Genomic DNA, 23,434 nt, shown 5'->3' on the forward strand with positions numbered 1-23,434 from the left:
GCATCTAATACGAAGTGGCGTAAAAACGATCATGTTAGATCGTAAGTCAATAGCCACATTGGTTCTAAATTGTCAACAAAAAAAGCCCGCTCAAATGAGCGGGCTGTAGAATTACCTATATAGGCGAAGCTATTGCACGCCTGCAATATCATCCGATACCGCAGAAGCAGCACTGCTATTGAGTGAATGCGGGTGCATTACTTCAGGCGCAACACCCTCTTTGCCTGAGTCGCCAACATATTGCTCCACATTTGGCAGATGATGCGCAATACCCTTATGGCAATCAATACACGTCATGCCAGTGCTTAAGCCTTTTTGGTGCGCATTGGCTGAACGACGATTTTGCTCCATATAATCGAAGTATTCGTAATTGTGGCAATTACGGCAGGCCTTCGAATCATTGGCCTTCATCCTGTCCCACTCGTGCTGCGCCAGCTCGATCCGCTTGTCGAGGAACTTCTCACGCGTATTGATCGTGCCGGTCAGCTTGCCCCAGACTTCTTTGGAAGCCTGAATCTTGCGGATCATTTTCGGGCCCCATTCATGCGGCACATGACAATCCGGGCAAGTTGCGCGCACACCGGAACGATTGGTGTAATGCACGGTTTCCTGATACTCGGGAAAGACGTTGTCGCGCATTTCGTGACACGACAGGCAAAATTTCTCGGTATTGGTCATTTCCAGCGCAGTATTAAAGCCGCCCCAGAAAATAATACCGAGGATAAACATCCCGACCAAGCCCCAAAATCCGAGCCTAACCGCTCGGATTTTGTGCCAGCGATTCATAATCCAATTCATACGCTACCCCTTATTTCACCAGGCCATCAGCGGATTTAAAGGTATTGCCAACCAGTGGTTTGGCATCTGTTTGCGGAACATGGCACTGAACACAGAAATAACGACGTGGCGACAGGCCGGCCAGCTCTTTGCCATCACGGGTTTTGAAGTGAGTCACGGAGACGCGGGGTGCACCGGCTTCGGTCGCACGATTCCAGCTATGGCAATCGAGACATTTATTGAATTCCTTGGTAATCAAATAGCCCTTGGTCGTATGCGGAATAATCGGTGGTTGCTGTACCCACTGGCGCTGCTGAGCCGGTTTATCACGTTCATAACGATAGTTTTCCGACGGCACATCACCTTTCACCGCTTCGGTGCCGCGCAATGAGCGCAGTTCTTCGGCGATCACGCCACCACTTAATACGCTCAAGCCCAAGGCCAAAATCAAGCCAAACAAGCAGGCTAACTTTTTCATTTTTTACTCCTCTGAATCCTATTATGCATGCAACCAAAATCAATGGGGTATTGCCAGCAAGATCAATATTTAATTGGCTTTGACAGCAATACCCAACAATCAAACTTTGACTACTTTAACGGCACACTTTTTAAAGTCAGTCTGTTTCGAAATCGGGCAAGTCGCATCCAGCGTGACTTTATTGATCAGACGTCCCTCGTCAAAGAAAGGCACGAAAATCAGCCCCATCGGCGGTTTGTTGCGGCCGCGCGTTTCCAGTCGCGCCGTAATCTCGCCGCGACGCGAAATCACTTTCACGACCATGCCGCGCTGCAGGCCGCGCTGCTTGGCTTCATCGGGGTGCATAAAGACGACGGCTTCGGGAACGGCTTTGTGCAATTCGGGTACGCGATTGGTCATCGTGCCGGTATGCCAGTGTTCCAGTACGCGCCCGGTACACAGCCACAGATTGTATTCCTTGTCCGGGGCTTCGGCGGCAGGCTGGTAAGGCAGCGCAAAGATATTGGCTTTGCCGTCTTTATTGCCGTAGAACTTCAGGCCCTCGCCTTTTTGCACATAAGGATCGTAGCCCTCACGGTAGCGCCATTTGGTTTCCTTGCCGTTCACCACCGGCCAGCGCAAACCGCGCACTTGGTGGTACATATCGTACGGTGCCAGATCGTGGCCATGGCCACGGCCAAATTCGGCATACTCTTCAAACAGGCCTTTTTGCAAATAGAAACCAAAAGCTTTGGCTTCCTGGTTTTCAAAACCTTTTTGCAATTGATCATTTTTGAATTTATTGACCTTGCCATTCGCGTAAAGCACATCAAACAAGGTTTTACCCTTGTATTGCGGCTTTTTGGCGAGTAAATCAGCAGGCCAGACTTCTTCCATTTTGAAACGTTTTGAAAACTCAACGATCTGCCACAAATCCGATTTGGCTTCGCCCGGCGCATTGACCTGCTGACGCCAAACTTGGGTGCGGCGCTCCGCATTACCAAATCCACCTTCTTTTTCCACCCACATCGCGGTTGGCAAAACGAGGTCGGCAGCCAGTGTCGAGACGGTTGGATAAGGGTCAGACACAATGACAAACGTGTCAGGACGACGCCAGCCTGGGTACAGCTCCTGATTGATATTCGGGCCGGCCTGCATATTGTTATTGGCCATTTGCCAATACACCTTGACCTTGCCATCCTTGATCGCTCGCGCCATCGCCACGGCATGCAGACCGATTTTGTCTGGAATGGTGCCGTCGGGCAGTTGCCAGATTTCTTCGGCATGTTTGCGATGCTCAGGATTGGTCACTACCATATCTGCAGGCAAGCGGTGGGCAAACGTACCGACTTCACGCGCCGTACCACAAGCGGATGGCTGGCCAGTCAACGAGAATGGGCTATTGCCGGGCTCTGCGATTTTGCCAACGAGCAAATGCACGTTGTAAATCATATTATTGGCCCATGTGCCACGCGTATGCTGGTTAAAACCCATCGTCCAGAATGACGTTACTTTGATTTTCGGGTCGGCATACAATTCGGCCAAGGCGATGAGTTTTTCTTCGGATACACCGGAAATCTTGCTGACTTTTTCGGCCGTGTATTCGGAAACATATTTGGCAAACTCTTCAAAGCTAATCGCTTTGGCATCATTCGGGTTGGTTTTGGGCTTGCCATCGGCACCGGGGTAGCCATTGGCTTTGGCGTCTTTTTCGAGCGCATGGTTGGGGCGCAAACCATAACCAATATCGCTTTCACCCATTTTGAAATTCACATGCTTTTTAACAAAATCTTTGTTAACGCGCCCCGTGCTGATGATGTGATGACAAATAAAATTCATCATTGCCAAATCAGTTTGCGGGTTAAAAATGACACTCTGATCGGCCAACTCAAATGAGCGATGCTCAAACGTCGATAAGACTGCAACTTTGACTTTCGGGTTAGACAGGCGACGATCAGCGATGCGGCTCCACAAAATCGGGTGCATCTCGGCCATATTTGAGCCCCACAATACAAAAGCGTCAGCCACTTCAATATCGTCATAGCAACCCATAGGCTCATCCATACCAAAGGTACGCATAAAGCCCGTTACTGCAGACGCCATACAGTGACGTGCATTGGGGTCGATGTTGTTGCTGCGAAAGCCGGCCTTCATTAATTTGCTCGCCGCGTAGCCTTCATGGATCGTCCATTGGCCGGAACCAAACATCGCAATCGATGTCGGGCCGGAAGCTTTAAGTGCTTCCTTGTATTTTTTCTCCATGATAGAGAACGCTTCATCCCAGCTAATGGGGGTAAATTCACCATTTTTGTCGTACTGGCCATTTTTCTTGCGCAGCAATGGCTGCGTGAGGCGGTCTTCCCCGTACATGATTTTGGAAAGGAAATAACCTTTGATGCAATTGAGCCCGCGATTAACTTCCGCCTCAGGATCACCTTGCGTCGCGACTACACGACCATTTTGCGTTCCCACTTGTACCGTACAGCCAGTACCGCAGAAGCGGCAAGGTGCTTTATCCCAGCGAATCGCATTATCTACCGCTGTGCTTGCAGGCGTAGGCGCTGTTTTTTTCGGTGCAGCTTCGGCGATTAGTGGGATGCCAATCCCGGCTGCCGCAGCACTCACTGCGGTAGCCTTAATAAAATCACGACGATCAATGCTCATGGGTAATCCTCCTCACCTGCTATACGGATTGGTTTTCTATGGTGTTACTGGTTTTCTGGGAATTGCTATCGGGCTCATCATCACAATATTCATAAGCCAATGTGGTGGAGATGATTCCTTCAAATGACTGAATGAGGGTCAATGCTTCGCTGGTTCGAAATCCCGGCACATCCTCGACGGTCACAATGAGGCGGCCTTCATGTTCCTGATGCAACTCCACACCGGGAACACTTAATAATTGCTTGCGCACATCGGGCATTTTTCCCGGCATGGCGCGTACTACGAGGCTATACATATTCATTAATTAGGCTTCCATTGTTTGAGCTTGCCGCTGCACCATCTTGATCGCAGCGCTCGGACAGGGGGCAACACAAGCCCCACATCCGGTGCAAAGATCACTTTCAATGATCGGCTGCGCCACTCGCCCTAAACTCAGTTGAAAATGAATGGCCTTGGCATCGCACATTTCACCGCACACACGGCAATCGACACCTTGCTGCGCCATACAATCGCTTGCTATTTCAATGTGTTGTGCCCATGCCATTTCGGCAATCAAACTCAGTGCTTTGGGCTGACAAGCGTCGCGGCACTCGCCACAAAAAGTGCACTCCCCACGACTAAAATCGATCTCGGGAAAGCCACCATCACCAGCCACAATAATCTGACTCGGGCAAGCAGACAGGCATTCGCCACAACGCGTACATTGCTCGGTAAATTGCTCAATCGCCCAAGGCGGACGAAATATCGGTGCTGTTTTAACTGCAGGCTTTCGACCAAACAGTAAACTTCGGCGTGACTGATCAACAGGCATAGATGACTCTCTTTTAGGCGAAGACTAGGCCTTCAGCCGTGTTGCGACAATGACTCTGAAGGGGTAGATGCGCTTGAGATACCCACTCCTAGGTATATAGTGGTCACGCAAGGGGCAGGAAAATACGCCTTTTACCTAACCCTAACTGCTGTGTGTTAAAGATAGGTTAATTTTGGAGTTGTTGTGGCATTTCGATTTACATCTCTTGTAAACCTCACCATCGTCGCTCGCCTATCGCTGGCGCTCTTGCTATTAGTATTGCCTGGTGTTTTCAGCTTGGTGTTAAGCGGCTGGACGGCCAATCTGTCAGCTGGCGGCGGCGAAGCGATCAATATGGCGGGCTCATTGCGCAAACAATCTTATTTAATCGCCGCCACGGCGCTTGCCCCGCCCGCCCCGATTCCGGGCTCGCACCCCAATTTAAGTCAGGTTGTCGCCGAGTTTGAGCATCGCCTCTATCACAGCAATATTCAAAACGCACTACCTAGTGATGCGCAAGACCCGATCCGCATACAGTTCAATCAAATCGAAAGCCGCTGGCGCAATGAAATCCGCCCCAGCCTAGAACGCGACGATTCGCTCTATGCCAGCGTGCTGCTGCCATCGATACATCAGTATGTCAGTGAGATTGATGAATTTGTATCAGAGCTAGAAAAGGCTCACGAAACACGTTTGAAACTATTGATTCACATTCAATGGGTCACGCTTGCTATCGTATGTGGGGTATTTATCTGGACGCTTTACTGGGCTTATCGTTATATCTCATACCCCCTCTACAACATGGCAAACGTGGCAGACCAGGTCAAAAAAGGACAATACGCCACGCGCATTAACACCCCCGCCAGTGGTGAAATCGGCACGCTAAAAACTGCCCTTAATCGCATGCTCGACGAGCTTGAAGCTAGCCACAGCCAGCTTGAGTTACGCGTCGCCGAGAAAACGTCCGAATTAGAGCAAAACCAAATTGCCCTGCAATTGCGCTATCGGATTAAAGCCCTGCTAGCCGATCATGAGCCAGATCAGGCGATCTTTGATCAGGTACTCAAGGCCTTAGGGGAATTCATTCCATTAAGCAACGCAGCCGTTTGCCTCACGGACATTAACCCCAAACAACACCACATTCCGATCAAGTCAGCTTTTAAGTTGGCCAACAATCAGCAAGAAGGCATGCGGTTGGGCTGCCTAGAGCAAGATTGCGCCAGTTGTATCGACCATAGCCATCACGACAACAACGCGATCAACAGCGATACGGGCGGCAATGAGATGGTGTTCCGCTTACTTGATAGCGGTATCACCTACGGCATTATGCCGATCACCATTGCCAATGGAGTTCAATTGGCGCCGTGGCAAATCGCGGTACTCGAAGACGTCAGTCGCAATCTGGGCGCAGCATTGGCGGGCTCACGCCGCAAGCAATCATTGCACCGTCTTGCCTTATTTGAAGAGCGCTCGGTCATTGCCCGTGAATTGCATGATTCGCTCGCGCAGGCTTTGTCTTACCTAAAAATCCAAGTCGTACGCCTGCAAAGCCAGATCAACGACAAACCCGACGCAGCACAAGCCACCTTGCAAGAGCTGCGTGAGGGGCTTAATGCTGCGTACCGGCAATTACGAGAATTACTCACCACCTTTCGTCTGCAAATTAACCAAGGTGGGCTCAATGCCGCGCTCATGGCAACCGTCGGGGAATTTACCGAACGCTCGCAACTCGACATCCAGCTTAGTAACCATCTGCTTGGCATCGAATTGGCCGCAGAAGAAGAAATCCACGTTTTACAAATTGTGCGCGAGGCATTGGCCAATGTGCACCACCACGCACAAGCCCAAAGCGCGCAAGTACAGCTGGCGTGGATAGGCAATGAAATAGTCGTGAGTATTAGCGATGACGGCAAAGGACTCAGCCCCAACCCCGATCGGCCGCAGCATTACGGCCTATCAATCATGCGAGATCGGGCGCAAAGCTTAGGTGGCACCATTACCATGCAAAGTCGCGCACCCACAGGCACACAAGTCACCCTGAGGTTTGTCCCAACGACACCTTTCGCCCAAAATGAAAGCACATTGGCGATCGACCCTGTACCAAACACACAAAACCGCCCCACTCAACCCAATCAGGACACCACCTTATGAATACGCCAACTGAAAGCTACCGCATTGTCGTGATTGACGATCACCCCCTCTTTCGCAAAGGGGTCGTGCAACTGCTGGGGCTCAATCCGCAATTTGAAGTCGTCGGCGAAGCTGCGGGGGGCGTTGAGGGCGTAAAAATTGTTGCCGACACCCAGCCTGATCTGGTCATTCTTGATTTGAATATGAAAGACATGGACGGCATCGCCACACTCAAAGAAATCAAGCTACTTGATCTTGATAGCAAAGTGGTGATGCTTACCGTATCTGATGACAGCCGCGACCTCGTCGCCGCAGTCCGCGCCGGCGCTGATGGCTACCTGCTCAAAGACATGGAGCCCGAAGACATCGTAGCGCGTCTTAGCGAAGCACTCGACGGGCAAATGGCCATCCCCGAGCGCCTCGGTCGCGCGTTAGCGGTTGCGCTGCGCGAAGATGACACCAGCGATCGTAATCAACAAATATCGCACCTCACCGAGCGCGAGCAGGAAATCTTGCAATGCCTAGCGCAAGGTCTATCGAATAAACTCATCGGCCGCCAACTGGGTATTGCAGAGGGCACAGTCAAAGTGCATGTCAAAAGCCTGCTGCGCAAACTTAGCTTCCGCTCGCGGCTTGAAGCGGCGGTATGGGCTGTTGAAAATGGTATTAAATATTAAGTACTATTTTGTGGTGAATGCCTGTGATCGGCTGAATCTACAGCCAAGAGCAGCCTCTCGTAGTTGCTTTATTCAGAATCAAAGGAACGAAACTTTATCATTTTAACTTGGTGCTAAATGAACTTAACCATCCGAGATTACATGGCTTTCTTTACTGCTTTTGCTGTAATGTTTATTTATTATTTAACTTGGTATTTATTTAGATACATGAGTTGGCCATGGCATAACTCATACAACATCCCAGGTTTTTTCCTTCTTCTGCTTTCTTGGCCGTGGTCAGGATTTTTGTTTTCTGCTCAAAGCTACTTCGAAGGACTTAATATTTTTGGAAAATATAGTTCACAAATTTTTTTGAATTTACTTACTTCAATTGGGTTTGGGTTAAACGTAGTCATCGTCAAAAAAGTGTTTGTTGGCATAAAGTTAATGCTGAAATGACTTCCGCGTTGGGTAGAGATGCAAATCTCGCTCACAAAAATATAATACACAATGTGCCTAAACCATTTAAATGAGAATCGTTGATTTACTCCTGCAGCCGGCTTGACCCCGCACAACCTAAACCACTTACAGCTCCTTTCGATCGGAGGTTTAAATGGATACACTGCACGCCACAGCACGACAATTAGCCGCCGAAGCAATCAATGACGGGCGGCCACTGGATTGGTTTGAAACGCTCTACGCCAAGGCGCAACGCTATGAGGCGATCGTTCCTTGGGCTGACCTGATACCAAATCCAAATTTAACCGCATTATTCGACGAGCAACGCCATCGATTTACAAACATGAAGAGCGCCTTGAAAGTCGGTTGCGGCCTTGGGGACGATGCGGAATGGTTGGCTCAGCAAGGCCTCGATGTAACTGCTATTGATATCGCCAAAACCGCCATTGCCCAGTGCCTACAGCGCTTTCCTCAATCGCCCGTTCGCTATTGCGTGGCAAATCTATTTGAAGCCCCAACAGACTGGTGCAATGCGTTTGATCTCGTGGTTGAAGCCTATACTTTGCAGGTTTTACCCGCCCAATTACGCCCAGCTGCGCTAAGCCATATTGCGCAATGCGTAGCCAGCAATGGCTATTTACTAATCGTCGCCAGATTGAGAGAGCCCGTCGAAGCAATCGGCGCAATGCCGTGGCCACTCACTCGTGCAGAAATCGATGAAATTAAAGCGTTAGGTTTTACAGAAATCGTGGCTAACGACTTTTTCGACCAAGAAACACCGCCCGTGCGTCGCTTCAGAGGGATTTATCAAAAAATCGACATGCAGCGCATGAGTCCGTAGTGCAACTGACCCCCTCAATTTCAAATATTCGAGCAAAATTGGGCGCGGATTTCGATGGCCACTTGGCCGGCAAACCAACAAATAAAAAGCCCACTTTGCAGTGGGCTTTTATACATACAAGATGTATTTCTATCTAGACCAATACAATGAATGGTCGCATTTAAATACCCCAATTATTTCTTTTCTACTGGTGCTGAAGCGGTCTGCTCCTTCACGATACGAATTTCTTCAATCAGCCATTTTTCATCTTCCGAACCAGGCTCAAGCAAGTCCAGCAGCTTATTCCACCATGTCAACGCCGCTTCGCGATCACCCCGTTGTAGTGCTGCACTGCCAGCCAACATCAAGGCGTCGGGTTCGCTGGCGTTCATTTCCAGCGCTCTGGCCAATAATTGAGTAGGACGGCCAGCAAAGGTATTGTCTTTGACCGCGAGCGAGCCAGCGAAACGGGCAATTTCACCAGAGTCCTTTTGCACCAGCGGCCAAGCCTGCTCATAGGCTTTCACAGCGTCGTCATAACGCGCCAGCGTACGATAGCTACGCGCGAGCATTAGCCAGCCTTGAGTGTTATCGGGTTCAAGCGCCAACTTGGCCTCGAGACTTTTCACCATGCCTTCGATTTTAGCGGCATCCATGACGGCTGCGGGCGCTGCGGCCTGTCGATTCATCGGTTCGAGCGCAGCGGGGTTGCCCAGCTTGAAATACAGTAATCCCGCCATCAAGGGCAGCAACAGTCCGATAGCCACAATGGTGGCGGCACGACTGCGCGGTGCAATCTCGGCAACGGGTTTAGCGAGCCCCACTTCAGCCACTAAACGCGCCTCAGCTTCGGCAATACTGGCCTGATATTCGTTTTGGCTGAGGCGGCCGTTAGCGACATCGCTAGCCAACTCGGCCAAAATACTGTCGTGCAATTCATAACGCGCACGACGTAAATCATCGTTCTGAACGCGCTGCGCACGAAAGAGCGGAAACAACAAAACAAGTAAACTAAGGGCCACCAAGACGGCGCAAATCAGCGCAAAGTTATTCATCTTTTTTATCCTCAAACTCGCGCTGTAATTGTGCCAAGGTTGGCAATGCTGCATCTGGCGGCGTAGAAGAACCAGATACATCAGCATGTATATCGCCACGATCCTTTTTGCGCAAGTTATGCAACAATATACCCACACCAAGCAACATCAACAGCAAAGGCCCTAGCCACAACAATAGAGTCCGCGCATTCCACGGCGGGCGATAAGTCACAAAGTCGCCATAACGATCGGTGAGGTACTGAATAATCTGACGATCAGTTTTCCCGGCACTAATTTGCTCGCGCACCTCGCGACGCAAATCCTCTGCCAATGGCGCACGCGAGCTGGCGAGGCTTTCGTTTTGGCAAACCAGGCAACGCAATTCGGCGGATAAGGCCACTAGGCGCGCTTCGACAGCGACATTACTGGCCGCTGGCGAGGTTTTGGCCTGCGCCACGGGCAGACACATCAACAGCAGCGCAAAAATCGGAGCAAGGTAATTGCGCATCACTTCACCCCCGCCTGATTTCGACGAGCCTGCTGCAAAGCGGGCATGATTTTGTCGGCAAAAACGTCGTCACTCACTGGCCCAGTATGTTTCAAAACAATCGTGCCTTGAGCATCAATCACAAAGGTTTCCGGCACGCCATACACGCCAAAATCGATCCCCACTCGACCATCGCGATCAGCGATCACAACCGTATAAGGGTTGCCGCGCGCCGCCAGCCATTTTTGGCTATCGTCATCGCTATCCTTGTAGGCCATACCGACCAGAGGTACACCTAGCTTACTTTGCCAGCGGTTCAATACCGGATGCTCAACCACACATGCGGAGCACCATGATGCCCAGACATTGAGCACCCACGGTTGCCCCAATAGCGATTTGGCGTGAAATTTTTCCCCACGTTTGCTCGCTTCAAGGCGATCGAGCGTAAACACAGGGGCTGGTTTTCCAATCAAAGGCGATGGAATATCACGCGGATTTAAGCGCAAACCGTAGGACAATAAGCCTGCGAGCGCGACAAAAATAATCAGAGGCAAGTAGCGTTTCATACTGCCACCTCTGCCTGTTTTTGTTGGCGCGACAATCGATAGCGTCGATCACTCAGCGCCAGCGTGCCCCCCAAAGCCATCAAAATACAGCCGTACCAAATCCAGCCCACCAAGGGTTTGTAATGCGCACGAATCACCCACGCACCGGTAAATGGGTTCGCCTCGATTGGCTCGCCCAGCGAGACATACACATCGTAAAACGGCGAATGGTGAATCGCGGCCTCAGTCATCGGCATATTGCTGGAGAAATACTGGCGTTTTTCAGGATGCAAAACACTTACCGCTTGGCCATCTTTGAGCAAACTAAGATTACCTTTAAGCGCAGCAAAATTGCTTGCCCGTTCAGGCGTTATGCCATCAAAGCGTAAGGTATAGCCACCTACTGCCAAGGTATCGCCATGATTCATTTTGACGTCGTCTTCGTGCTCATAGCTCGACACCACGGTCACACCGGCGACAAACACGGCCACACCCAAATGCGCCAGATGCATGCCGGTAAACGAGGCAGGCAAGGCAAACGGCGCACGCCAAAACGCAAGGCCTTTACTCATCACCAAACGCAATCGGCTCAACCAATCGAGCGCCGCAGTCAACGCCACCCAGATCGCAATACCCAAGGCCACGGCCACACCCCAGCGCCAACTGCTGCTCCATAAAAATGGTGCAACTATCCCAAGCGCGATTGCGGCCACCGCTGGCCAGCGTAAAGCAGTCACAATTTCGCTCGGCGCGTGTTGCTTCCAACGTATCGTGCCAGCCATACCCACCATAATCAGCATCGGTAACATCAGCGGTACAAACACCGAGTTAAAGTACGGTGGGCCTACCGATAATTTGCCCAAACCCAGCGCATCAATCAGCAGCGGATATAAAGTCCCCAGCATGACCGTCGCACATGCCACGGTGAATAACACATTATTGGCCAGCAACAATGTTTCGCGCGAACACCAGCCAAACGCGCCACCACCTTCCATCTTGGGCGCGCGCCAGGCGTACAAGGCCAGCGATGAGCCGATCACAATGCACAAGAAAATCAGAATAAACATGCCGCGCGTTGGATCTGTCGCAAACGCATGCACGGAGGTCAGCACGCCAGATCGCACCAGGAATGTGCCGAGCAAAGATAAGGAAAAGGTCGTAATCGCTAACAGTACCGTCCAATGCTTAAACGCATTGCGTTTCTCGGCGACCGCCAGCGAGTGAATCAGGGCCGTACCGGCCAGCCACGGCATAAATGATGCATTTTCAACTGGATCCCAAAACCACCAGCCGCCCCAACCGAGCTCGTAATACGCCCATGCGCTACCGAGCATAATCCCCAAGGTCAGCGACACCCACGCCGCCGCCGTCCACGGCCGACTCCAACGCGCCCACGCGGCATCCAGTCGCCCGGTCAATAACGCGGCAATGGCAAAAGCAAACGCCACCGAAAAGCCGACATAGCCCATATACAGCAGCGGCGGATGAAACACCAAACCTGGATCTTGTAGTAGCGGATTGAGGTCATTGCCATCGGGTGCGGCAGGCAGTAAGCGGGTAAACGGACTGGAGGTCAGTAAAATAAATAAGTGCAAACCCAGCGAAACAAAGCCCAACACGCCCAGCACCAAAGCACGTACAGTCAGTGGCAAACTCCGCCCCAGCACCGCCACCGCAGCGGTCCAACCCGATAGCATCAGCACCCACAGCAACAGCGAGCCTTCATGCCCGCCCCATACGGCGGCAAATTTATATAAATCGGGGAGCAGTCGATTCGATTGCTTGGCGATATAGATCAGCGAAAAGTCATCCTGCAAAAATGCGGTCGCCAACAGGCCAAACGACGCCAGTAGCAACAATAATTGCAGCACCGCGGCAGGCCGAGTAATCCGCATCAAGGCGCTATTTTGCATTTGCCCGCCAGCAATACCGCAAGCTGCCAACACCAGAGCCACCAAGGCGGAGAGAATCAACGTAAATAAACCGAGTTCACCAATCATTACTTACCCTTCTGCAACACCATTTTTACCAGCGCTCGCACTGCACTGGCCTTCGGTGTGAGGCTAAAACCAAAATTACCAACGTCGCAGTGCGCCCAATTTAGGATCGGCACTGCCCAGACTTGCCCAGAGCTATTTGGCCGCAGACTTCTCCGCCGCTCGCTGATGCGCCTTATTCACGGCGTCTTGGGCTTCGGGCGGCATGTAATTTTCATCATGCTTGGCCAGCACTTCGCTGGCGGTAAACACTTGCCCATCCCAACTACCCTGCGCCACGACGCCTTTGCCTTCTTTAAATAAATCCGGCAATAAGCCTTTATATTTCACGGCAATGGTTTTATCGGTGTCGGTCACGGCAAACTGCATCGTCACCCCATCATCCCCGCGCAGCAGCGTATTTTTGGCGACCATGCCACCAATCCGGAAAGCGCGCCCTTGAGGGGCTTCACCGGCCAAAACTTGCGTGGGGCTATAAAAGAAAACCAAATTTTCGCGAAATGCATTAACGACAAAAAAAGCCACCAGCGCTAACGTCATCAGCGCACCACCGACCCAGAGCATACGTTTACGACGAGGGGTCATGATTGGCCGTCCTTCGCTTTCAGTGCTTGCAGCATCTGGGTGCGACACAATTGTTGCAATACGCTTTGTCGCGCACTGCGCAGTAATACCCCCTCAATGCATAGACTCAGAAAGCATACAAAAAAAGAACCCCAGACATATACCCCATAGCCGCCCATTGCAAAAAACTGCGACCAGCTCTGCCAATAAATAGCCCAATCCATCATGACTCCTTCGCCGCTACTTCGGTCAATTCCTGCACCCAACGGGTATTGGCCTCACGCTGCAAGATCAAAACGCGCACGCGTCGCAAGGTCATCGCGATCGCATACATCCACGCCGCCAAACCCATTAACAACATCGCCAACAACATGACACTAGCCATACTGCTGCCTCGGCTACTCACCGAAGCACCTTGGTGCAGCGTATTCCACCAGTAAACCGAAAAATAAATCACGGGCACATTAAACACCCCGACCAGAGACAAAATCGAACCCGCTTGATCGGCGCGATCAGGGTCATCAATGCTGCGCGTGAGGGCAATAAAACCCAAATAAAGAAAAAACAGCAGCAACATCGACGTTAAACGCGCATCCCACACCCACCATGTACCCCACATGGGTTTGCCCCACAGCGAACCAGTGAGCAGTGACATCAGTGCCATCCACGCGCCCGTAGGCGCAAGCGCCTGCGCCATCAGTGCCGAGAGCCGTGTTTTCCACACCAAATGAATCACCGACCAAAATGCCATCACGACATAAATAAACATCGCCATCCAGCTCGTGGGCACGTGCAGATAAATAATCCGATACCCATCGCCTTGCTGTGCATCACTCGGCGCAATGGCAAAACCTATCCATAAACCAGCCAGCGCCAAAACCAGCGCCAATGCGCTAAACCATGGAATAGCTCGCCCTGCGAGCGGGTAAAACGTACTCGGTGCGGAAAAATGAAACCAGTGCCGACTCGATCGGGCACTTGTTGGTGTCTGCATACCTAATATCCCAAATTACTCAATGGCCAAGCGCAAAGCACGCGCTGCCAGCCAAGGCGAACAAAACACGGATGCGCACATCATCGCAGCCAACAATGACAACTCTGCCATTCCTGATTGCCCCGCCGCCACTGCGGCCACCGCACCACTACCAAAAATCAACACGGGCGCAAGCAATGGCAAAACGAGCAAAGCCAGCAACACTTCACCCTGGCGCAAACCCAAAGTGAGCGCAGCACCAACGCCACCCAATGTGGTAATAATCGGCGTACCCAGCAACAAACTGGCGAGCAACATCAGCCATTGCGCACTGGGCAAACCATATTGAATCCCGAGTAGCGGCGCAGCCAAAGCCAGCGGCACACTACTGGCCAACCAGTGCGCGGCAAATTTGCCTGCGACCATGACGCTGACTGGAAACGGGTTTAACAGTAGCTGCTCGAGCGAGCCATCTTGCCAATCGCTTTGAAAAAGTCGCGGCAAAGCCAGCAAATTGGCCAGCAAAGCCGCCACCCACAAAACGCCTGGGCCAATTCGCAATAACCAAGCGGGCTCAGGGCCAATCGCCAAGGGAAATAAAGTCGCAACCAGCACAAAAAACATCAGCCCAACCAGCACATCGCCGCGTTGACGCCAAGCTAGCAATAAATCGCGTACGACGATGCTGCCAAAGAAGCGAATCACACTCACATCGCCTCCAGCAATAAAATACGTGGTGCGGGTATCAGCTCGGGAATCTCTTGATGCGAGGTTAGCAAAGCAATACCCCCACCAGACAAATGTTCCGCCAGCCATTGCCCCAGCTCCGCCTGCGCAGCAATATCGAGTGCGACCAAGGGCTCATCCATAATCCACAATGGTCGCGGCAATGCCAAAAATCGTGCCAAAGCGGCGCGGCGTTTTTGGCCTTGCGATAATTGCCGTACAGGCAAATCAATGCACGCGGCCAAACCAACTTTCAACAAGGCTTGCAGCGCCGCATTTTCCGACAAACCCACCCCTTGCAAACGCGCAAGCGTTAGCAAATTTTCCAGCGGGCTTAGGGTGTCTTTCAAAGCATCGCGGTGCCCCAGGTAATGCAGGTTCGCAGCAAAATCATCGCCCCAATCGGACTGACTTTTCCCCTGCCAAGACACCACGCCGCAGTGAGTGTTGGTCAATCCGGCCAAGGCTTTAAGCAGGGTGGTTTTACCTACACCATTTGGCCCCTGCACATGCAAGCACTCGCCCGCATTTAAGGCAAAAGTCAGCTCAGTAAAGAGTTGTCGCCCTCCCCGCTCCGCGGTCAGGCCCTGCACTTGCAGCATAAAATCCTAGCAATAGATGGTGATTTTGCGGAAATGCAAGTGTACCTTGCTCAGCTTAAATTCAGTTGGGGATTAACGGATACCCCTTCCGAGGTAATCCTATCTACAACAGATGTAAGCATTGATGTTTTTCTCGCATTTCGAAATACGCAAATATAAAGATCGAACAACCATAATCGCGCCATTGCCAAGCTCCGTGATATTGCTCTTTGCCTATCCCTTTTGCCCGTCTATTCGCGCCTGCCAATACATCGGCATATAGACTTTCCCCCAAGAGAGCAACGCCACAATCGCCGACAGCGCCGCAAGCAGATACAAACCACTTTGCCATACAGGAATCATTTCCCCCAATACTCGTGCCAGCGCCACACCATGCATTGCCCAATAGGCAACCCAAGCCACTCCACCAGCCATCAAAGGACGCCCCGAATGCCCCAGCGTCACCCGAGTCACAAAGCCCAGTAACATGGTGCAAAAGAAACCCAGCGTGAGTGCATGCAGAGGGGCAAAACCTAGCGAGGGCAGATCAAACATCTGCAACACATCACCAATGGTAAACAAAGCCAGCGCAATCCCGGCCCAGAAAAACGCCGCATGCAACATGGCAAGCAACTTCACCTGAAACGATCGCAACAACTGCCAGCGCCAGCTGGTATACATCAAACCTGCAGCCAGCAATGCATCCACAGCAAGGGTATTCACTTGAAAGCCTTTTATTACAATACGTACAAGCAATAAGCCCCCCATGGTATACAGCAAACCCATCGGCCGCCACGGGCTATATGGTGCAATGGCATTGCCAGAAAAAAACGGAATCATGCGATGGGAAACCACCAAAAACACCGGCAACAGAAAACCCCAAATACCGATATTAATCGCCCACGCCCAAGCGCCGATTTGTGCGGTAGCGATCCAGTACAATGCGGCGCCCATCCCTACGCTGCCCATGCAAAATGCCAATCCAACCGCAATAGCATGCTGCTTATCCAATACCTTACTGCGACTAATCGCGAGCCACCACAGACTAATGGCCAGCAACCAAGCTAGAAAATGCAATGCGATGCCAAAAATCATTAATCCCGAAAACCACCTTCCTGCCAAGCACGCTACACCGCCGCATGCATAGACCAGCAATACCGGAGCGTACTGCTTCAGAGTTGGACTTTGAACGTTTAACCAGCGCGGACCTGCCGTATAAATAAAGCCCAGCATAAAGAGCGGAAAAAACGCATAAGTCATTACATATCCATGCCAAAACATCGCAGGGATTTCAGCCTGAATATTCAACCAGCCGCGAGCGGCGATTTCGACCCCCCAAAATAAAAAACTAAGCAGCAATAATATTGAACCCGCCAAAAATCCCAGCCGGTGCGGGGCAGAAGTGAGAGTGCGTAAATATACGGCGGGCTGTGCTGACATTTTTAATCCCCAACAGACAATTCATCTACCTATATTATCCAGCCAAACAGCGCCAAAACTTGTGCAAGATCAGCTAAAAACGAGGCTCAGCCCGACCATTAAGAGGTAGGCCGCAGCATCCGCTCACCGTCGAGTCGTCTTTTTGCTTGATTCAGCCTCATTTGATTTCGCTACAGCCAAGCCACAGGCTGATTGATATACTTCTTGATTCTCGGCATTTGCCCTTGTAGAAACATTGACGATACACCCAGGCAGCATGAACTACTCACCGCCCACTTTTGAAATGGCCACTGCATGAACGAAAAAACTCGCCGCCCGACTATGCAGGATGTAGCCGATCTCGTCGGCACGTCCAAAATGACGATTAGTCGTTATTTACGCGCGCCCGAGCTGGTTGCACCCGCAACTGCAATACGCATTGCCAAAGTCATGAGCCAGCTGGGCTATGTACCAAGCCGAGTACCTGAAATGCTGGCCAATGATCGCAGCCGAGCGATTGGCGTTTTGCTACCATCGATGTCCAATCAGGTGTTCTCTGCTGTTGCGCAGGGAATTGAAGAGATTACCGTCCCTGCTGGCTACCATGTGCTGTACGGGCATTATGGCTACGACGCCGAACGCGAAGCACAGCAAGTAGCGCAGTTATTGTCATTTCATATTGATGGCTTGATGCTATCGGAGTCGCAACACACCGAGCGCACGCTAAAAATGCTGGCGGCCGCCGATATTCCCGTCGTAGAAATGATGGATTTACCTGCCTCGCCCATCGATCAAGCGGTCGGACTCGATCACACGGCTGCGGCGGCAGCGATGGTCAATACCATGATCCAACGTGGCAAGCGCCACATCGTGTATCTGGCAGCGCGTTTAGATCAACGCACCCAGATGCGTGAGATCGGGTATCGGCAAGCAATGAATGCTGCGGGGCTAGAGTGCAAAGTCATTCACACCAATGTGTCGTCAACCTTTAGCCTCGGCGGGCAATTGCTTGCGCAAGCTCAGCAACAAATCCCACAACTCGACGGTATTTTCTGCACGAACGATGACATTGCGGCTGGCGCTTTATTGGCTGCCCAAGCGCAAGGGCTGCGCGTTCCCGACGACATCAGCATCGCGGGCGTAAATCACCTCGATATTGGCTTGGCACTGCAGCCACAACTGGCCAGTATTGTGACGCCACGCCATGCCATTGGGCGCTGCGCTGCCGAGCGCTTGATTGCTCGTATCAATGGCGAGCAATTTACCAATCCGGTGCAAGATCTGGGTTTTGAGCTCTTTTTGGGTGGCAGCATTTAAATACACCTTAATAGCCCCTTATACCCTGCAATGTATATCGCTCCAATCCATTCAAATAAATATCCTCATTCACATACCCTGTAAAACAAAACTCAACCCGCCTTGTAAGTAGTATCCCTATTCTGATTTTAATCAAATATGTAGCGAAATCGATTGCCACTACAAAGACGATGCAGGCAAAATGTTACCCATAACATGTTACGCATAACAATTTGTACATTAACGGAGTCGAACTATGAACAAAGCAAAGATCTACGTACTGATGGGGGTGTCGGGCTGCGGCAAATCAGCGCTTGCTACCCAGCTCGCTCACGAACTGAACGCCGCACTACTCGATGGTGATTTTCTACATCCACGTGCCAATATTGCCAAAATGGCATCCGGCCAGCCGCTCAACGACGACGATCGCGCGCCGTGGCTTGCAGCGCTCAATGATGCTGCCTTTGCAATGCAACGTACTAATCCTGTTTCGCTAATCGTTTGCTCTGCGCTCAAAAAGGCTTATCGCGATCGCCTGAGAGCAGGCAACCCAAATTTGGAGTTTTTATTTCTCGATGGTGAGTACGAGCTGATTGCCGAACGCATTCGCCAACGCCAAGGGCACTTTCAAAAAGCAGGCATGTTGGATTCACAATTTGCCACGCTAGAGCGCCCAGCAGCGGATGAAACCGACGTGCATTACATCGACATCGCGCCAGCACTCGCTGAAGTAGTCGGCAGTGCGAAAGCCATTATTTTGACGCAGGAGTAAGGCGATGGAAACGTTCAACCTCATTTTCACGGCAGTTGGCTCGGTCCTGTTGCTCTTATTTCTGGTCATGAAAGCGCGCCTGCACGCCTTCGTCGCACTGATGCTGGTATCAATTGGCGCAGGGATATTCTCGGGCATGCCGGTCGACAAAATTGCCGACACCATGCAAAAAGGTATGGGGGGCACGCTTGGGTTTCTGGCCATTGTGGTGGCGCTAGGCGCGATGTTTGGCAAAATCTTGCATGAAACCGGCGCACTGGATCAAATTGCGGTGAAATTGCTTGAGAAATTTGGCCATAGTCGCGCCAACTACGCATTGGGGATCGCGGGCTTAATCTGTACCTTGCCGCTGTTTTTTGACGTCGCCATTGTCTTACTGATCGGCGTGGTATTTGCAGTTGCCCGCCGCACTGGCGGCAATGTAATTAAGCTGGCTATTCCACTATTTGCTGGCGTCGCCGCTTCGGCTGCTTTTTTACTGCCTGGCCCGACCGCCATGTTGCTGGCTTCGCAAATGAAAGCGGACTTTGGCTGGATGATTGTGCTGGGCTTGGCTGCGGCGATTCCGGGCATGTTGCTGGCAGGGCCGATTTACGGCAACTTCATTAGCAAATACGTGACACTATCGCTGCCCGCCGATGTTAGCGAGCCAACGCTGGGCAAAGGCCAGATGCCCTCTTTTGGCTTTAGCATCAGCTTGGTATTGTTTCCGCTACTCTTAGTAGGCTTAAAAACCATTGTGGCGCGCTTTGTGAGCCCAGAAAGCAGCATTTATCCTTGGTTACAATTAATCGGCCACCCTTTCACGGCAATCTTGCTCGCCTGCTTATTGGCAATCTACGGCCTGGCATTACGTCGCGGCATGAGTAGCGACAAAGTCATGGAAATCTGCAGCACTGCTTTGCAACCAGCGGGGATTATTTTGCTCGTTACCGGTGCGGGTGGCGTATTTAAGCAAGTATTAGTGGATTCGGGCGTTGGCCCTGCGTTGGGCAATGCGCTGATCGGTGCAGGTCTGCCGATCGCACTGGCTTGTTTTGTATTGGCTGCAGCGGTGCGGGTGATTCAAGGCTCAGCCACCGTAGCCTGCCTCACGACCGTTGGCTTGGTATTGCCAGTCATTGAGCTTGCAGGTTATTCAGGGGCGCAATTAGCCGCGCTGTCGATTTGTATCGCTGGCGGCTCTATCGTACTGAGCCATGTGAATGATTCGGGCTTTTGGTTATTCGGGAAATTCACTGGTGCCAATGAAGCGCAAACACTCAAAACCTGGAGCGCCATGGAAACCATCCTCGGCACAACAGGTGCGACAGTGGGAATGATTGCTTTTAGTGTTCTTTAATCGATTCATCGTGCTTAAAGCAAAAAAGCCGCCAATATTTTGGCGGCTTTTTCATTTGCGGCAGCAAGAAATAGAAAAAGCCGTTAGATTTTTAAGTCTAACGGCTTTTAGCATTTGGTGCCCAGGGTCGGACTCGAACCGACACACCTTGCGGCGGGGGATTTTGAGTCCCCTGCGTCTACCATTTCGCCACCTGGGCAGGTAACTGGTTTAGAGGCCGCATTATTCATGAACTTACGCGTCTTGGCAAGCCACTACGCGAACAAATCTGATACCACTTTGAATTTCCTAATATTTTTTCAAACCTAATTATCTGACTACGTACTCAGCTTAAATGGTAAATGACTGGCCATTGCAAGTTGATATTCGTCAGTGGACTGCTCTTCTTGCGCAAAATAACGCGCCACGCTATCGCGCATGCCGTCATGAGCGATCCAATACGCCGACCAGGTCTCTACAGGCTCAAATCCACGCGCGAGTTTGTGCTCCCCCTGTGCGCCGGGCTCAAATCGTTGCAGCCCGTGCGCTATGCCGTATTCAATCCCCTGGTAATAACACAACTCGAAATGTAGGCCTGGGCAGTCAATATCAGCCCCCCAATGACGCCCAAATAGGGTTGTATCATTGCGATAACAAATCGCCGAAGCGACCAACTCCTCCCCCGCTAGCGCGGCAAAGATCACCATTTGCTCGCCCAATTGTGCAGCGATTTGCTGGAAAAACGCCCGAGAAAAAGCGGGATGGTTGCCGTAGCGGCGAAAGGTATTGCTATATTGGCGATAAATGGCCGGCCAATATTGAGATTGAACTTCGTGACCATGCCATGTTTCCAGACGCAATTGCGCATCACTCACATAGCGCCGTTCACGCTTTAGCTTCTTGCGCTTATCGGCGGTAAAGGTCGCCAGATAATCATCGAAATCACGATACTGCCGATTTAACCAATGAAATTGCACCCCTTTACGCAGCAGCAAACCTGCATCCAACAAAACATGTCGCTCGTGCTGCGGCACAAACAGGCATTGCCAAGATGAAACCTCTAGCTCAGTGGCCAATTCAATACAGGAAGCGATAAGTTGAGAACGTAAGTGGGGACTGGCCGATTGAGATAAAACACAGCGCGACCCTGGCGACGGGGTAAAGGGGACCGCGGAGACGAGCTTGGGGTAGTAATTGAGCCCTGCGGCTTGCCAGGCTTGCGCCCATTGCCAATCACGAGAAAAATCGCCAAAGGAATGGTGACGTAAATACAAAGGCAAAAATGCGGCAATGCTATTTTGCGAATCGCGCAGCGCCAGATGCATGGCTTGCCAACCCAGTCGAGCACTGGCTGCGCCCGTACTTTCTGCCAAACCCAAAAATGCCCGACTCAAAAAGGGGTCGCCCGCTACAGCCAATTGCGACCAACTGGCTTGATCCATTTCGTCTGCGCTGCGCAGGATGGAAAGCGAATAATCAGCAAGGGATGACATAAGGCCGCTCATTTTGGATAAGTCGCTACCTTAGCATCGAGGGGCTTTATTTGCTGTTGCGAATTTATTGCCCGCGCAAGGCTTCGCGCAGCTCATCAATGGTCAGACCACTTTGCGCGATCATGGCCTGCAAATCAGTGGCTAATTCGCGTTTTTTCTTTAAGCGCTGAATTTTATCGCCTATCGTAGGCGCGGCTTTGGCAACTTCTGGTTTTGTTTGAGCTGCTTCACGCTCTGCAGCGCTAATAAATAGACTTTCAGGATGAGGTAAGGCGGTGGCCATAGTAGTTTGATTTGCTCCTGGTTGCGACACATTAAGCTTACAACATAAAGATGGCGGCAAAAGCTTACAAAATCAAGCCCGTTTAGCGGAAAAATACATACCCAATGGCAGTATGCAAACAGATGCCTTATGAAAAATTACCTGCAAGCATATACCGTCAAGATCAGCTGTAAGTAATGTGACTAATTGCCTGCATATGAGCGAATTGCCTGCTGCAATTGGCTACGTTGCCACTTCAGCGTAGTCTGCACTGGCGACTGTAGCCAGCCACTTAGGTTTTCACGCCGATAATTGATTTCCTCTGCCCCCAAACCCACCATTTCCAGCACCAAAATGGCCGCATCAAAACACACCATTTCATCAGCTATCGGTGCCCAGGCGAGGTAGTTTTGCCCATCACGCTGCCAGACCCAATAAGCGTCCTCACCTTGATCGGCAATGGCGATTGTACCGGCCGGAAAAGTTTGCAAATGCCCTAGTGCCAACTCGGCCACCGCAAGGTAAAACTGCCACGCCAACTGGCTTGCTTCATCCATATCATCTTGCGGGTCGTATCCTGCGTACATATCCTAGGCTTCCAATTCGAGGTACTATTTCCAAGCCGCAATATTAGCGGCTTTCATCGAATCGCGGAGCAAGGATTAGGCATGGCAATTTGTAGCGTCTTAAAAATGGGTGATGAACGACTATTGCGACAAGCTCAAAAAGTTACTGAATTTGATCAGCCGCAATTACACCAACTGATCACCGATTTATTTGACACCATGGCCGCAACGGGCGGCGTCGGCATTGCCGCACCTCAAATTGGCGTCGATCTACAGGTCGTCGTATTCGGCTTTAGCCACAGCGAGCGTTATCCAGATGCCAAAGCGGTACCGCAAACGATATTGATCAACCCTGTCATTACCGTGCTGGACGATCAGGAAGAGCTAGGCTGGGAAGGTTGTTTATCAGTGCCAGGGCTACGCGGCGAAGTAGCGCGCGCAGCGAAAATCCGCTATCAAGGCTTTGATCAATTTGGCCAAGTCATCGATCGAACTGTGGAAGGGTTTCATGCACGCGTGGTGCAACATGAGTGCGATCATTTATGGGGTATATTGTATCCGCAACGCATACGTGACATGTCACGTTTTGGCTATACCGAAGTAATGTTTCCTAATTTAGCCTCTGCGGATTAAGCCTCACTCGTT

26 protein-coding genes and 1 tRNA gene are annotated in these 23,434 nt (G+C 51.3%); 8 read left to right on the forward strand and 19 right to left on the reverse strand.

Translation table 11 applies throughout. The features are described from left to right. Positions 1-129: 129 nt before the first annotated feature. The 5 genes from HQ393_RS05460 to napF all read right to left on the reverse strand — a co-directional run bounded on the left by HQ393_RS05460 (position 130) and on the right by napF (position 4,709). Positions 130-798: a NapC/NirT family cytochrome c gene (locus tag HQ393_RS05460; RefSeq protein WP_179357827.1), complete on the reverse strand. Its 669-nt coding sequence runs from the start codon at positions 796-798 to the stop codon at positions 130-132. 10 nt (positions 799-808) lie between these two features. After that, a complete protein-coding gene (locus HQ393_RS05465; protein ID WP_179357828.1) occupies positions 809-1,255 on the reverse strand; it encodes a nitrate reductase cytochrome c-type subunit in 447 nt (148 codons plus the stop codon). A gap of 99 nt (positions 1,256-1,354) precedes the next feature. Continuing rightward, positions 1,355-3,898 (reverse strand): nitrate reductase catalytic subunit NapA, encoded by a 2,544-nt coding sequence (gene napA, locus HQ393_RS05470; protein WP_179357829.1) that lies wholly within the window; start codon positions 3,896-3,898, stop codon positions 1,355-1,357. Between the two features lie 19 nt (positions 3,899-3,917). After that, positions 3,918-4,199 carry a chaperone NapD gene (locus HQ393_RS05475; RefSeq protein WP_179357830.1) on the reverse strand — a complete coding sequence of 94 codons (282 nt, stop codon included), beginning with the start codon at positions 4,197-4,199 and terminating at the stop codon, positions 3,918-3,920. Positions 4,200-4,202: 3 nt separating this feature from the next. Further along, a complete protein-coding gene (gene napF, locus HQ393_RS05480; RefSeq protein ID WP_179357831.1) occupies positions 4,203-4,709 on the reverse strand; it encodes a ferredoxin-type protein NapF in 507 nt (168 codons plus the stop codon). 183 nt (positions 4,710-4,892) lie between these two features. Between napF and HQ393_RS05485 the strand changes: the two genes are divergently transcribed. From HQ393_RS05485 to HQ393_RS05500, 4 genes are all read left to right on the forward strand, one after another. Next, the gene (locus HQ393_RS05485; protein WP_179357832.1) at positions 4,893-6,839 is read left to right on the forward strand and encodes a histidine kinase; all 1,947 of its coding nucleotides are present in this window, start codon (positions 4,893-4,895) and stop codon (positions 6,837-6,839) included. After that, the gene (gene narL, locus HQ393_RS05490) at positions 6,836-7,495 is read left to right on the forward strand and encodes a two-component system response regulator NarL (RefSeq protein ID WP_179357833.1); all 660 of its coding nucleotides are present in this window, start codon (positions 6,836-6,838) and stop codon (positions 7,493-7,495) included. The genes HQ393_RS05485 and narL overlap by 4 nt, the downstream gene beginning before the upstream one ends. A gap of 117 nt (positions 7,496-7,612) precedes the next feature. Then, positions 7,613-7,933, forward strand: a complete 321-nt coding sequence (locus HQ393_RS05495) for a hypothetical protein (RefSeq protein WP_179357834.1) — start codon at positions 7,613-7,615, stop codon at positions 7,931-7,933. A gap of 154 nt (positions 7,934-8,087) precedes the next feature. After that, complete coding sequence (locus HQ393_RS05500; RefSeq protein WP_179357835.1) at positions 8,088-8,774, forward strand: class I SAM-dependent methyltransferase; 687 nt, start codon at positions 8,088-8,090, stop codon at positions 8,772-8,774. A 173-nt stretch (positions 8,775-8,947) separates the two neighbouring features. Here HQ393_RS05500 and ccmI read toward each other — a convergent pair whose 3' ends face one another. From ccmI to HQ393_RS05550, 10 genes are all read right to left on the reverse strand, one after another. Then, the gene (gene ccmI / locus HQ393_RS05505; protein ID WP_179357836.1) at positions 8,948-9,808 is read right to left on the reverse strand and encodes a c-type cytochrome biogenesis protein CcmI; all 861 of its coding nucleotides are present in this window, start codon (positions 9,806-9,808) and stop codon (positions 8,948-8,950) included. After that, entirely contained in the window at positions 9,801-10,295 is a 495-nt protein-coding gene (locus HQ393_RS05510) for a cytochrome c-type biogenesis protein (protein ID WP_218871305.1), read from the reverse strand. Before HQ393_RS05510 ends, ccmI begins: the two co-directional genes overlap by 8 nt. After that, a complete protein-coding gene (locus HQ393_RS05515; RefSeq protein ID WP_179357837.1) occupies positions 10,295-10,840 on the reverse strand; it encodes a DsbE family thiol:disulfide interchange protein in 546 nt (181 codons plus the stop codon). Before HQ393_RS05515 ends, HQ393_RS05510 begins: the two co-directional genes overlap by 1 nt. Further along, a complete protein-coding gene (locus HQ393_RS05520; RefSeq protein WP_179357838.1) occupies positions 10,837-12,819 on the reverse strand; it encodes a heme lyase CcmF/NrfE family subunit in 1,983 nt (660 codons plus the stop codon). The genes HQ393_RS05515 and HQ393_RS05520 overlap by 4 nt, the downstream gene beginning before the upstream one ends. A gap of 132 nt (positions 12,820-12,951) precedes the next feature. Beyond that, on the reverse strand, positions 12,952-13,401 hold the full coding sequence (ccmE, locus tag HQ393_RS05525; protein WP_179357839.1) for a cytochrome c maturation protein CcmE: 450 nt from the start codon (positions 13,399-13,401) through the stop codon (positions 12,952-12,954). Next, positions 13,398-13,607, reverse strand: a complete 210-nt coding sequence (gene ccmD / locus HQ393_RS18030; RefSeq protein ID WP_218871308.1) for a heme exporter protein CcmD — start codon at positions 13,605-13,607, stop codon at positions 13,398-13,400. Before ccmD ends, ccmE begins: the two co-directional genes overlap by 4 nt. Continuing rightward, positions 13,604-14,374 (reverse strand): heme ABC transporter permease CcmC, encoded by a 771-nt coding sequence (ccmC, locus tag HQ393_RS05535; protein ID WP_179357840.1) that lies wholly within the window; start codon positions 14,372-14,374, stop codon positions 13,604-13,606. The genes ccmD and ccmC overlap by 4 nt, the downstream gene beginning before the upstream one ends. Before the next feature lie 15 nt (positions 14,375-14,389). After that, the gene (gene ccmB / locus HQ393_RS05540; RefSeq protein WP_246307962.1) at positions 14,390-15,064 is read right to left on the reverse strand and encodes a heme exporter protein CcmB; all 675 of its coding nucleotides are present in this window, start codon (positions 15,062-15,064) and stop codon (positions 14,390-14,392) included. Next, complete coding sequence (gene ccmA / locus HQ393_RS05545; protein ID WP_179357842.1) at positions 15,061-15,681, reverse strand: cytochrome c biogenesis heme-transporting ATPase CcmA; 621 nt, start codon at positions 15,679-15,681, stop codon at positions 15,061-15,063. Before ccmA ends, ccmB begins: the two co-directional genes overlap by 4 nt. A 213-nt stretch (positions 15,682-15,894) precedes the next feature. Next, a complete protein-coding gene (locus HQ393_RS05550; protein ID WP_179357843.1) occupies positions 15,895-17,100 on the reverse strand; it encodes an NnrS family protein in 1,206 nt (401 codons plus the stop codon). A 294-nt stretch (positions 17,101-17,394) separates the two neighbouring features. Here HQ393_RS05550 and HQ393_RS05555 point away from each other — a divergent pair, with 294 nt between their 5' ends. The 3 genes from HQ393_RS05555 to gntU all read left to right on the forward strand — a co-directional run bounded on the left by HQ393_RS05555 (position 17,395) and on the right by gntU (position 20,489). Further along, on the forward strand, positions 17,395-18,396 hold the full coding sequence (locus tag HQ393_RS05555; protein ID WP_179357844.1) for a substrate-binding domain-containing protein: 1,002 nt from the start codon (positions 17,395-17,397) through the stop codon (positions 18,394-18,396). A gap of 235 nt (positions 18,397-18,631) precedes the next feature. Continuing rightward, positions 18,632-19,147 carry a gluconokinase gene (gene gntK, locus HQ393_RS05560; RefSeq protein ID WP_179357845.1) on the forward strand — a complete coding sequence of 172 codons (516 nt, stop codon included), beginning with the start codon at positions 18,632-18,634 and terminating at the stop codon, positions 19,145-19,147. Between the two features lie 4 nt (positions 19,148-19,151). Continuing rightward, complete coding sequence (gene gntU / locus HQ393_RS05565; protein WP_179357846.1) at positions 19,152-20,489, forward strand: gluconate transporter; 1,338 nt, start codon at positions 19,152-19,154, stop codon at positions 20,487-20,489. A gap of 115 nt (positions 20,490-20,604) precedes the next feature. Here the strand turns inward: gntU and HQ393_RS05570 are convergent. From HQ393_RS05570 to HQ393_RS05585, 4 genes are all read right to left on the reverse strand, one after another. After that, a tRNA-Leu gene (locus HQ393_RS05570) sits at positions 20,605-20,688 on the reverse strand. A gap of 118 nt (positions 20,689-20,806) precedes the next feature. Continuing rightward, positions 20,807-21,961, reverse strand: a complete 1,155-nt coding sequence (locus tag HQ393_RS05575; protein WP_179357847.1) for a GNAT family N-acetyltransferase — start codon at positions 21,959-21,961, stop codon at positions 20,807-20,809. A gap of 64 nt (positions 21,962-22,025) precedes the next feature. Next, entirely contained in the window at positions 22,026-22,244 is a 219-nt protein-coding gene (locus HQ393_RS05580; protein WP_179357848.1) for a hypothetical protein, read from the reverse strand. A gap of 182 nt (positions 22,245-22,426) precedes the next feature. Then, positions 22,427-22,810, reverse strand: a complete 384-nt coding sequence (locus HQ393_RS05585) for a hypothetical protein (RefSeq protein ID WP_179357849.1) — start codon at positions 22,808-22,810, stop codon at positions 22,427-22,429. An 81-nt stretch (positions 22,811-22,891) separates the two neighbouring features. Between HQ393_RS05585 and def the strand changes: the two genes are divergently transcribed. Further along, complete coding sequence (def, locus tag HQ393_RS05590) at positions 22,892-23,422, forward strand: peptide deformylase (protein ID WP_179357850.1); 531 nt, start codon at positions 22,892-22,894, stop codon at positions 23,420-23,422. Positions 23,423-23,434: the final 12 nt, after the last annotated feature.

It is taken from the genome of Chitinibacter bivalviorum (assembly GCF_013403565.1).
Lineage (GTDB): Bacteria > Pseudomonadota > Gammaproteobacteria > Burkholderiales > Chitinibacteraceae > Chitinibacter > Chitinibacter bivalviorum.

What these genes read in the sequence shown, in the direction of transcription:
- HQ393_RS05460 (WP_179357827.1), bottom strand. Translation starts at nt 798, where the DNA reads ATGAATTGGATTATGAATCGCTGGCACAAAATCCGAGCGGTTAGGCTC.
- HQ393_RS05465 (WP_179357828.1), bottom strand. Translation starts at nt 1,255, where the DNA reads ATGAAAAAGTTAGCCTGCTTGTTTGGCTTGATTTTGGCCTTGGGCTTG.
- napA (WP_179357829.1), bottom strand. Translation starts at nt 3,898, where the DNA reads ATGAGCATTGATCGTCGTGATTTTATTAAGGCTACCGCAGTGAGTGCT.
- HQ393_RS05475 (WP_179357830.1), bottom strand. Translation starts at nt 4,199, where the DNA reads ATGAATATGTATAGCCTCGTAGTACGCGCCATGCCGGGAAAAATGCCC.
- napF (WP_179357831.1), bottom strand. Translation starts at nt 4,709, where the DNA reads ATGCCTGTTGATCAGTCACGCCGAAGTTTACTGTTTGGTCGAAAGCCT.
- narL (WP_179357833.1), top strand. Translation starts at nt 6,836, where the DNA reads ATGAATACGCCAACTGAAAGCTACCGCATTGTCGTGATTGACGATCAC.
- HQ393_RS05495 (WP_179357834.1), top strand. Translation starts at nt 7,613, where the DNA reads ATGAACTTAACCATCCGAGATTACATGGCTTTCTTTACTGCTTTTGCT.
- HQ393_RS05500 (WP_179357835.1), top strand. Translation starts at nt 8,088, where the DNA reads ATGGATACACTGCACGCCACAGCACGACAATTAGCCGCCGAAGCAATC.
- ccmI (WP_179357836.1), bottom strand. Translation starts at nt 9,808, where the DNA reads ATGAATAACTTTGCGCTGATTTGCGCCGTCTTGGTGGCCCTTAGTTTA.
- HQ393_RS05510 (WP_218871305.1), bottom strand. Translation starts at nt 10,295, where the DNA reads ATGCGCAATTACCTTGCTCCGATTTTTGCGCTGCTGTTGATGTGTCTG.
- HQ393_RS05515 (WP_179357837.1), bottom strand. Translation starts at nt 10,840, where the DNA reads ATGAAACGCTACTTGCCTCTGATTATTTTTGTCGCGCTCGCAGGCTTA.
- HQ393_RS05520 (WP_179357838.1), bottom strand. Translation starts at nt 12,819, where the DNA reads ATGATTGGTGAACTCGGTTTATTTACGTTGATTCTCTCCGCCTTGGTG.
- ccmE (WP_179357839.1), bottom strand. Translation starts at nt 13,401, where the DNA reads ATGACCCCTCGTCGTAAACGTATGCTCTGGGTCGGTGGTGCGCTGATG.
- ccmD (WP_218871308.1), bottom strand. Translation starts at nt 13,607, where the DNA reads ATGATGGATTGGGCTATTTATTGGCAGAGCTGGTCGCAGTTTTTTGCA.
- ccmC (WP_179357840.1), bottom strand. Translation starts at nt 14,374, where the DNA reads ATGCAGACACCAACAAGTGCCCGATCGAGTCGGCACTGGTTTCATTTT.
- ccmA (WP_179357842.1), bottom strand. Translation starts at nt 15,681, where the DNA reads ATGCTGCAAGTGCAGGGCCTGACCGCGGAGCGGGGAGGGCGACAACTC.
- HQ393_RS05550 (WP_179357843.1), bottom strand. Translation starts at nt 17,100, where the DNA reads ATGTCAGCACAGCCCGCCGTATATTTACGCACTCTCACTTCTGCCCCG.
- HQ393_RS05555 (WP_179357844.1), top strand. Translation starts at nt 17,395, where the DNA reads ATGAACGAAAAAACTCGCCGCCCGACTATGCAGGATGTAGCCGATCTC.
- gntK (WP_179357845.1), top strand. Translation starts at nt 18,632, where the DNA reads ATGAACAAAGCAAAGATCTACGTACTGATGGGGGTGTCGGGCTGCGGC.
- gntU (WP_179357846.1), top strand. Translation starts at nt 19,152, where the DNA reads ATGGAAACGTTCAACCTCATTTTCACGGCAGTTGGCTCGGTCCTGTTG.
- HQ393_RS05575 (WP_179357847.1), bottom strand. Translation starts at nt 21,961, where the DNA reads ATGTCATCCCTTGCTGATTATTCGCTTTCCATCCTGCGCAGCGCAGAC.
- HQ393_RS05580 (WP_179357848.1), bottom strand. Translation starts at nt 22,244, where the DNA reads ATGGCCACCGCCTTACCTCATCCTGAAAGTCTATTTATTAGCGCTGCA.
- HQ393_RS05585 (WP_179357849.1), bottom strand. Translation starts at nt 22,810, where the DNA reads ATGTACGCAGGATACGACCCGCAAGATGATATGGATGAAGCAAGCCAG.
- def (WP_179357850.1), top strand. Translation starts at nt 22,892, where the DNA reads ATGGCAATTTGTAGCGTCTTAAAAATGGGTGATGAACGACTATTGCGA.